9 protein-coding genes are annotated in these 9,303 nt (G+C 29.0%); 5 read left to right on the top strand and 4 right to left on the bottom strand.

Annotated features, from left to right (window positions below; all coding sequences use genetic code 11):
• The 3 genes from CRV01_RS08145 to CRV01_RS08135 all read left to right on the top strand — a co-directional run.
• The coding region (locus CRV01_RS08145) for a biotin/lipoyl-containing protein (RefSeq protein WP_129007714.1) at window positions 1-645 on the top strand (645 nt) is incomplete at its 5' end.
• A gap of 21 nt (window positions 646-666) precedes the next feature.
• Window positions 667-1,983 carry a sodium ion-translocating decarboxylase subunit beta gene (locus CRV01_RS08140; protein ID WP_258238363.1) on the top strand — a complete coding sequence of 439 codons (1,317 nt, stop codon included), beginning with the start codon at window positions 667-669 and terminating at the stop codon, window positions 1,981-1,983.
• 144 nt (window positions 1,984-2,127) lie between these two features.
• Complete coding sequence (locus CRV01_RS08135; protein ID WP_129007713.1) at window positions 2,128-2,559, top strand: CoA-binding protein; 432 nt, start codon at window positions 2,128-2,130, stop codon at window positions 2,557-2,559.
• A gap of 9 nt (window positions 2,560-2,568) precedes the next feature.
• On the opposite strand, the gene CRV01_RS08130 is transcribed toward CRV01_RS08135, so the two are convergent.
• Window positions 2,569-3,867: a HAMP domain-containing sensor histidine kinase gene (locus tag CRV01_RS08130; protein ID WP_129007712.1), complete on the bottom strand. Its 1,299-nt coding sequence runs from the start codon at window positions 3,865-3,867 to the stop codon at window positions 2,569-2,571.
• 28 nt (window positions 3,868-3,895) lie between these two features.
• A complete protein-coding gene (gene hsrA, locus CRV01_RS08125) occupies window positions 3,896-4,576 on the bottom strand; it encodes a homeostatic response regulator transcription factor HsrA (RefSeq protein WP_129007711.1) in 681 nt (226 codons plus the stop codon).
• 191 nt (window positions 4,577-4,767) lie between these two features.
• On the opposite strand from hsrA, the gene CRV01_RS08120 reads away from it, so the two are divergent.
• The gene (locus tag CRV01_RS08120; RefSeq protein WP_129007710.1) at window positions 4,768-5,595 is read left to right on the top strand and encodes a peptidyl-prolyl cis-trans isomerase; all 828 of its coding nucleotides are present in this window, start codon (window positions 4,768-4,770) and stop codon (window positions 5,593-5,595) included.
• Between the two features lie 11 nt (window positions 5,596-5,606).
• Window positions 5,607-6,674, top strand: coding sequence for a class II fructose-bisphosphate aldolase (gene fbaA, locus CRV01_RS08115; protein ID WP_129007709.1), 1,068 nt, complete (start codon window positions 5,607-5,609; stop codon window positions 6,672-6,674).
• A gap of 44 nt (window positions 6,675-6,718) precedes the next feature.
• Here the strand turns inward: fbaA and CRV01_RS08110 are convergent, their stop codons facing one another.
• Together CRV01_RS08110 and CRV01_RS08105 are read right to left on the bottom strand one after the other, a co-directional pair.
• Complete coding sequence (locus CRV01_RS08110) at window positions 6,719-7,378, bottom strand: response regulator transcription factor (protein ID WP_129007708.1); 660 nt, start codon at window positions 7,376-7,378, stop codon at window positions 6,719-6,721.
• Window positions 7,359-9,287, bottom strand: a complete 1,929-nt coding sequence (locus tag CRV01_RS08105; RefSeq protein WP_129007707.1) for an FIST N-terminal domain-containing protein — start codon at window positions 9,285-9,287, stop codon at window positions 7,359-7,361. Before CRV01_RS08105 ends, CRV01_RS08110 begins: the two co-directional genes overlap by 20 nt.
• Between the last annotated feature and the right edge of the window lie 16 nt (window positions 9,288-9,303).

Raw genomic sequence — 9,303 nt, 5'->3', positions numbered from 1 at the left:
GTTGAACCAGATGAAGAGATTGTTAAATTAGCAAGTGAAAAATTAAAACTTGAACCAACAAAAGAAAACCCACTAGATATAGCTGATAGAGATGAAAAGAAGACTTTTAAATACTGGGAAGGAAGATTAAAAGAAGAGAATATCGAAACAAGTGATGAAAATATTTTTATTGCAGCAGCTTGTGATGAAAAAGGTATTGCTTTCTTAAAAGGTGAAAGCCCATTAAATGTAAGAAAAGTTGATGATTCAACTTGTGAAAATGATAAAGAATGTACTTTAGGAGAAGGAAATAGTATGAGTAATGCAACTGGAAACTATACAGTAGTAGTAGATGGACAAAAATTTAATGTATCTATTGCAGAAGGTAATGCAGATATCCAAGTAACACCAGCAACACAAAGTGAAACACCAGCAGCAACACCAACAAACGGTGGAGCAGAAGTAGGAGCAACTGTTGCAGGTAATGTATGGAAAATGAATGTAAAAGTTGGTGATACAGTAAAACAAGGTGAAATTATTGCAATCTTAGAAGCTATGAAAATGGAAATAGATGTAGAAGCTCCTTGTGATGGAACAGTAAGTGCAGTTTTAGCTAACCCTGGTGACGCTGTTGAAGAAGGTCAAGCAATAGCAACTATTAGCTAAAAAAACTGGAGAACTATTTAAATGAATAAAAAAATAATGGCTTCAATGCTACTACTTTTCTTTGCTCTTTTTAGTACAAATGTATTTGCAAACTCAAATGCAACACCAAAAGAAGAAGTAAAACATGAGTATCATGAAAAATCATTAGGTCAACTTCTTGAATCATTCTATAAAACTACTGGGATTTATTCTTTTACAACTCCTAGAGATGATGTAATGACTTCAGAAGCTCATGCAGAAGATGCAAGACCTATGACAACATTTGAACAAACATGGGGTAGATTAATAATGATAGGTATTTGCTTGTTGTTATTCTACCTTGCAATTGCAAGAGGATTTGAACCCCTATTATTAATGCCAATTGCATTTGGTGGTATCTTAGCTAATATTCCATTAGCTGGTATTGCTGGAGAGACTGGTATGCTAGGTATTATCTATAATATGGGTATTGCTAATGGATTCTTTCCTTTACTTATCTTTATGGGTGTTGGAGCAATGACAGACTTTACTCCACTGCTAGCAAATCCTAAATCAGCAATATTAGGTGGTGCTGCACAGTTTGGTATCTTTGGATCATTAGTTGGAGCAGTTGCAATTGGATTTGATTTACAATCAGCTTCTGCTATTTCAATTATTGGTGGAGCTGATGGACCAACATCAATCTTTATTGCAAATAGACTTGCTCCAGAATTATTAGGAGCAATAGCAGTTGCAGCATATTCTTATATGGCATTAGTACCAGTAATTCAACCTCCAATTATGAAGGCATTAACTTCAGAGGCTGAAAGAAAAATAAAAATGCCAAAATTAAGAAAAGTAAATAAATTAGAGAATTTAACATTGCCAATTGTTATCTTATTGTTAGCAATTTTGTTCTTGCCAGAGTCAACACCTCTTATTGGAGCCTTTTGTTTAGGAAATTTCTTTAAACAATCAGGTGCAGTTGAGAGACTTTCTGATACAATGCAAAATTCATTAATCAATATAGTAACAATATTCTTAGGATTAGGAGTTGGATCAAAACTAGCTGCTGATAAATTCTTGGTGTTAGAGACTTTAGGGATTATGGTTATTGGATTAATAGCATTTGCAGCAGGAACAGCAGCAGGTGTAATCATGGCAAAAGTTATGAATAAATTTGCGTCTGATGAGAATAAGATTAACCCACTAATTGGAGCTGCAGGAGTATCTGCTGTGCCAATGGCTGCTAGGGTTGTATCAAAAGTTGGACAAGAATATGACAAATCTAATGTATTATTAATGCATGCGATGGGTCCAAATGTTGCTGGTGTTATTGGCTCTGCCGTAGCTGCTGGTGTACTTTTATCGATTTTTTAATACAAACACTTAATAATTAAAAAGCTCAAAGTCTTTATGGCTTTGGGCTTTTTTTATGTCAATAAATCTATCTTTTAATTTTATTAATATTAGTTTTTTTAATATGTTTTTGGTACTATTTAAAGAAAAGTAAAAGGATATTAAATGGAGTGTGAATTTCCAACAGTTAATAGTAATACTGAAGAATTAAAAGAGATTTTCGAAAATACAAAAACTATTGCAGTTATAGGCTGCTCTCCAAAAGAAGATAAAGCAAGTAATAGGGTTGCAAACTATTTAAAAAATGCAGGTTTCAAAATGGTTCCTGTATATCCTAAAGAAGATGAAATCTTAGGAGAGAAAGTATATAGAAGTTTAAAAGAGATTCCTTTTAAAGTAGATATGGTTGATATTTTTAGAAAACCAGATGTAATTGCACAAGTTGTAGATGAGTGCATTGAAAGAGGTGATATTGATACTGTATGGACTCAATTAGGTTTAGTAAACAATGAAGCAGCAGCTAAAGCAAAAGAAAAAGGAATGAAAGTAGTACAAAATAAATGTACTAAGATAGAACATAACAGTATATTTAATTAAGAGTATTTTTTATTTATTGTTTTTTCGGGATGTTTTGTTTTTTAATTCTAAAGTAGCAATACATCCTGTTTTACCATCAGTCCTGTTTTTTAAACTAATAGTTGCTCCAAGTGCATCTGCAGCATTTTTTGCTAAAAATAAGCCAAGGCCAGCTCCACTTTCTTCTCCCATTCTTTTAAAAGGTGCAAAAAGATCAATATTTTCATCAATCCCACTTCCATCATCAATAATAGAAATAGTAGTAATCTCTTTAGTCTTTTCTAGTCTTATGGCAATTGCTTTATTGTCAGGAGTGAATTTTATTGCATTTTGTACAAAGTTTTGAATTATTTGATTTAATAAAGTAGGTTGAAGTGTTACTTTATGGTGATTAACATTAGAAAAGAATGTAAGAATAATCTTCTTTTTAGAACTTAACATCCTATAATCATTTGTTTTTCTTTGCATATATTGAACTAAGTCTATCTCTTCAGGTTTCTCAAATTGTGCACCTTCAGCTCGTCCAATATCTAAAATTGATGAAATCATTTTATTCATATCATTTATTTGTTCAACTGTTAATTTTAAAGTATCTTTATATTTTTGAGTTTCTCTATCTTTCATTAAAGTTACTTCATTTTTAAGTTTCATAACTGCTAATGGAGTCTTTAATTCGTGGGCAACTCCAATAAATAGTTCTTTTTTAAATTTAATATTTGTTTCAATTCTAGTTGTTAAAGAGTTAATAGAGTCAGCTAAAGCATGAAATTCAATTGGAAGATTAGTTTTATTAATTTGCGTTAAATAGTTTTCATCCATATTAGATAGTTTTTTAGTGATTTGAATAATTGGTCTTAAAAGTGTTTTTGAAACTGTAAATGCATAAAGAACAACCATAATTAAACCACCAAATGAAATCAATAAAATATTATTAAAAATCTTTGTAAGCATTTTAATTGAACTATTGATATTTTTTACTATTTTAATGTATTGATTTTTTTCATCATTAAATGGATATAAAATTTGCATAAAATGATTATTGTTTAATTCATATGTAGAGTAAGGAACTTCAGGAATGTGTTTTAAAGTTACTAAATCTACATTGATTCCATTATGAGTAATGATATTAAAGTTGCTTGAACTAGTATCTGCGTTTTGACTAATTTTAAAAATTAATTCTGCATCTGAAAGAAGAGACTCTTTAAGCTCTTCATAGATAGTTGATTTCGTATAACCATAAAAAATAAAAGATAAAATAATAATAAAAAGCGAAGTCGCAAGAATAAGTTTTTGGTAAAACTGTTTATAAATGCTCTTCGCTTGTGCCATACGTCATTAACCTTTTAGAGGGTGTTTTTTATGCTTCTTCTTCTGTATCTGGGTAACAGAATCTGTAACCTCTTCTTCTAATAGTTTCAATAGTAGAAATATTTAATGGTTTATCCATTTTTTGTCTAATTTGGTTAATTGCAACTTCAATTACGTTTGGAGTTACTAATTCTGGTTCTTCCCAGATAGCATCTAATAATTGCTCTTTAGATACAATTTGATCTCTATGTCTAGCAAGGTGAGTTAATACCTCAAAAGGTTTACCTTTTAATTCAATCTCTTCACCATTGTATTCAATTTTTTCTTCATCAGGATTAATTGATAAATCTTCGATTTCAATTACATTTGTTCCACCAAATCTTAATCTAGCTTCAATTCTTGCTAATAAAATATCAAAATCAAATGGTTTTTTGATATAGTCATCAGCACCAGATTTTAAAGCTTCGATTTCAGAATCTTTGTCGTCTCTTGCAGATAAAATAACAACTGCAGTTCTTGAACTTCTGTTTTTTACGATTTTACACAGTTCTATTCCATCACCATCTGGTAACATCCAGTCTGTTAAAACTAAATCATAATTTCTAATATCAATGAAGTACTCTGCATCTTTGTAGTTTTCAGCTGCATCTACTTGGTATCCAAAGTCAGTAAGACCCTCTTGCAGAGTTCTATTTAGTGTAATCTCATCTTCAATAATTAATATTCTCATATAGATTTTCCTTAGTACGTTTGTAACTTAAATTTAAGTTAAGTTTAAAATTTGGCGTATTATATCATAAATATAGTAAAAATTAAAGGTTTTTTAAGGAAAATTTTGAAATTTATAAATAGGGTATTAATTAACTTCATGTTAATAAAATGTAGATAAAATACTTAAAACTAAAATTATTAAGGAAAATAATGATTAAAATTACAAGTAAAAAATTAGTAACAAGTCTTATAGCAACTTTGACATTAGCAACAAGTAGTGTTAGTGCTTCAGACGTTTTAGCAACAGTGAATGGTGATAAAATTACTAAACAAGATGTAGCAATTTTATTAGGTAATCCAAATATTGATTTTAATTCTTTACCAAAAAAGAATAAAAATCAAATTTTAGATCAAATTATCAATAATAAACTTTTAACAGATAAAGCTGTAAAAAGTGGTATTGAAAAAGATAAAGAGTATAAAGATAGTTTAGAAAAACTAAAAAAAGATTTAGCTTTAAGAGTATGGTTAAAAAAAGAGTCTCAAAATGTAAAAGTATCTGACAAAGATATTAAAGATTATTACAATAAAAATAAGGCTCAATTTAAAGTGCCAGCTACTTTAGAAGCAAGACATATTTTAACAAAAACTGAACAAGAAGCAAAAGATGTAATTAATACATTAAATAAATCTTCAAATAAAAAAGAAAAATTTGTTGAATTAGCAAAAACAAAATCTGTAGGTCCAAGTGGTCCACAAGGTGGATATTTAGGTAAGTTCCCTGAAACTAAAATGGTTGAAGAATTTTCTAACGCAGCAAAAGCTTTAAAGGTTGGAACTTATTCTAAAAGCCCAGTTAAAACACAATTTGGATATCATGTTATTTATTTAGAAGACAAGCAAGCTGAGAAACCTCTTGAGTTTGATAAAATTAAAAACAGAATTAAGCAAGTTTTATTACAAGAAAAATTTAAAGACTTCCTTGAATCTGAAGCTAACAAACTAAGAGATAAAGCAAAAATAGTTATAAAATTATAAGGAGAAAATTAGTGGCTGTATTAGATGTTGTTAAACCTGGTGTATTAAGTGGAAGTGAGGCAAAAAAACTTTTTGCCTATGCAAAGGAAAATAAATTTGCTATTCCTGCTGTAAATGTAGTAGGAACAGATTCTGTAAATGCAGTATTAGAAGCTGCAGCAAAAGTTAATTCACCGGTAATTATACAATTTTCAAATGGTGGAGCACAATATTTTGCAGGTAAAGGTCTTAAAACTGCTGATGCAGCAGTTTTAGGAGGAGTAAGTGGAGCTATTCATGTTCATACAATGGCTGAAGCTTATGGCGTACCAGTTATTTTACATACTGACCATGCTGCAAGAAAACTTTTACCATGGATTGATGGTTTAATTGAAGCTGGTAAAAAACACTTTGAAAAAACTGGTAAACCTTTATATACTTCTCATATGTTAGACCTTTCTGAAGAGTCTTTAGAAGAGAATGTTGGGACATGTGTTGAATATTTCAAAACAATGAATGAACTTGATATGATGATTGAGATTGAACTTGGAATTACTGGTGGAGAAGAAGATGGTGTAGATAACACTGATGTTGACAATGCACTACTTTATACTCAACCAGAAGAAGTTTGTTATGCTTATGAAGAATTATCAAAAGTTTCTGAAAACTTTACTATTGCAGCTTCATTTGGTAACGTGCATGGTGTTTATAAGCCAGGAAACGTTGTATTAAGTCCAAAAATCTTAGATAACTCTCAAAAGTTTATTGAAGATAAACATAATACAGCTACTAAGCCAGTTGACTTTGTATTCCATGGTGGTTCAGGTTCTGCACTTGAAGAAATCAGAGAAGCTATTGATTATGGTGTTATTAAAATGAATATTGACACTGATACACAATGGGCATTCTGGGATGGAGTAAGAGCTTTTGAAGCTAAAAACCATGATTATTTACAAGGACAAATTGGTAATCCTGATGGGGAAGATAAACCAAATAAGTCTTATTATGACCCAAGAAAATGGTTAAGATCTGGACAAGAGTCTATGATTGCTAGACTTGAAACAGCTTATTCTGACCTTTGTTGTATTAACAAAAATTAATTTTTAAAAGTGGTAGTAATATTTGCTACCACTTTTATATATCTTTATTGTGGTATTTTTATCATATAACCACTTCCTCTAATATTTATAATAAAATCTTCTTTTAAGACCTTTTTGATTCTATTTATTTCAGATCTAATTGTTGAAATATCAACTTCATCTCCATTATAAGCATACTCTTTAAACATATCATAATCAACTATCAGACTTCTATTTTTTGCCAATACTTCAATTATTTTTATTTGTCTTCTAGGTAAGATATGAGGTTCCTTATTAAAGTATAAAGTTAAACCTTCACAATCAAAACTATAAGATTTTGATAATCTTTTATGTTGGGTTGGAGTAATTTGATTTTTAAGAAGTCTATTAATTCTAATAGTTAACTCTTTTAAATGAAAGGGTTTTTTTAGATAATCATAACAGCCAATATCAAAGGCACGGGAAATATCTTCAATATCTATAAGTGCAGAAATATAAATAGTAGGAATATCTCTTTTTTGTTTATGCAAAGTCTCTAAAATAGTAAATCCATCTATATCTGGAACATTAATATCTAAAATTAAAAGATCAAATTCTTGTTCTTTTAATAAATTTAAGCATTCACTTCCTGTGCGTGTACTTTTTATTAAATGTCCTGTTGATGTTAGGTATTCATCTATCATTTCATTTAGCATAAAATCATCTTCAAGTAGAAGTATTTTCATTTTTTGTATCCTTAAAAGTATAGATAAAAGATGCAAAGTTTTCATTTGATTCAAGTTCTAGTTTTACATCTTCTTCTTCACAAATTCTTTTTACTAAATTTAATCCTAGTCCAAAACCATTTTGTGTAGTTTGTTCTCTGTAGTATTCTTCAAATATTTTTCTTTTGTCTAATATTTGCTTTGAGATACTAGTTATATTTAAGACTGTATTAGAGTCTATTTTTTTTATAGATATATCTATTATATTTTCAGGTAGAGTATATTTAATTGCATTTGTCAAATTATTATCGACTATTCTTTGAAGTTTAGTTTCATCAAAAAAAACATAAATTTCTTCCTGTGAAGTATTAAAATTAAAATCAAGTTTTGCTTTTTTTGCTATAAGAGAAAAGAATTCAATTCTACTTCTTACAAAATCTACTAAATTTATTTGATGTTTTACTCTATGAACATGATCTTTTTTAATTAGATAACTTAAGTCATCATAGATATTAAAAAGTGTTTTCATTGCTATTTCAATATTTGAAATATACTTATTTTTTCCATGTTCCATTTTATACATATCTATGTTACCCATTATCACAGATAAAGGAGTATTTGTCTCATGTACAGAGTGTTTTAAAAACTGTTTTTGTAAGTTTAAAAGTTGTTCTGAGTATAAAGTTTTTTCTTCTAATTCTTTTGATTGTTTATTATAGTCTTTTGCAGATTGTTGAATTAAGTGTGTTAATGCTTGCAAACTTCTTGCATGTTCACTTATTTTGTTTTCTTCTTTTTTAGGAAGAGTTTTAGTTTTATCAAAATGCTCTTTTTCACTTAAAGCTACAACAGTAAGTGTTTGATTTAAAAACTGATTAGAGTTCTCTTCTTTGTTATGGAAAAACTCTCCATAGGTAAAAAAACCAGAAGTGGGAGCAATTTTAGAAAAAGGTTCTATTTCTAAATCAATAATATTAGGCATATATCTTCTTCTTGCCATACAAGAGTAAATAAAAAAGCTTTCTGTGCTATTCATATTATCTGTTTTAAAGAGAGATTTTAAAGGATTATTCATAATAAGCTCTATATTTCCAAAGCCTAGTTTAACTCTATCTCCTTTTAGAAGGTTTCCTGCAAAACTCAAACTTCCATCATCATACTTTTTTATAACAGCCCTTGCAAGGGAAATTCCGTCTCTTTTTACAATTAATGGAAATTCTATTCCAGTAGCAGGTAAAGACTTTGCAACATACTCTCCTAAATATTTTTCATAGAAATCAAGGGATTTTAATCCAGAGATTTTATATACCCGATTATCTTTTACTTCATCAATAACATGTGAAACTCCAATTGCAGACCAGTTGAAGTTAAATGCTGTTTTTACATCTAATACTTTTGAGTTTAAAGATACTGCAATTGCACCACTTGTATAGATTTCATTGTTTATAGCAATAAAGGTTTGAGTAAAGCTTGCATTATCTGCTGCCATTCCTCCACAAATAGGTGTTTTATTATTAACAGTTTCAATTCCTTTTAAAAACTCTTCTCCATTTGTTTTTTCTCCATCAGTAAAACAAATAAGAAGTTTTGTATCTTCCTTTATTAATGTTTTCGCTATTTTTGTGCCATTTTCAAAACTTGTTTTTTCGTCAAAATATTTAGCTTCAAAGCTTGTATTTTCAAAGGTTGATAGGCTAATTACGGTATTTAAAGTATAAACACTATTTTCAAAAATCTCACCATCTGTTGATGAAGCTATACATACACTTTGGGGTAATTCTTCTTTTAAAGTATTTAATATATTTTGTAAAATATCTTTATTTTCTCCACAAAAAACTTGAATAAGTAGGTTTTTATGGGTTTTAAATTCATTAAAATTGATTACATCATGAAGTTGATTATTTTTAATAATAAAATTAAATGTTTTCATAAATAAAATTGTAGCA

Source organism: Arcobacter sp. CECT 8983 (genome assembly GCF_004118855.1).
Classification (GTDB): domain Bacteria; phylum Campylobacterota; class Campylobacteria; order Campylobacterales; family Arcobacteraceae; genus Halarcobacter.
This window is presented reverse-complemented; position numbering and strand designations above follow the sequence as displayed.

Excerpts from the sequence above, each read along its gene's own strand:
- CRV01_RS08140 (WP_258238363.1), top strand. The coding sequence starts at position 667 with ATGAATAAAAAAATAATGGCTTCAATGCTACTACTTTTCTTTGCTCTT.
- CRV01_RS08135 (WP_129007713.1), top strand. The coding sequence starts at position 2,128 with ATGGAGTGTGAATTTCCAACAGTTAATAGTAATACTGAAGAATTAAAA.
- CRV01_RS08130 (WP_129007712.1), bottom strand. The coding sequence starts at position 3,867 with ATGGCACAAGCGAAGAGCATTTATAAACAGTTTTACCAAAAACTTATT.
- hsrA (WP_129007711.1), bottom strand. The coding sequence starts at position 4,576 with ATGAGAATATTAATTATTGAAGATGAGATTACACTAAATAGAACTCTG.
- CRV01_RS08120 (WP_129007710.1), top strand. The coding sequence starts at position 4,768 with ATGATTAAAATTACAAGTAAAAAATTAGTAACAAGTCTTATAGCAACT.
- CRV01_RS08110 (WP_129007708.1), bottom strand. The coding sequence starts at position 7,378 with ATGAAAATACTTCTACTTGAAGATGATTTTATGCTAAATGAAATGATA.
- CRV01_RS08105 (WP_129007707.1), bottom strand. The coding sequence starts at position 9,287 with ATGAAAACATTTAATTTTATTATTAAAAATAATCAACTTCATGATGTA.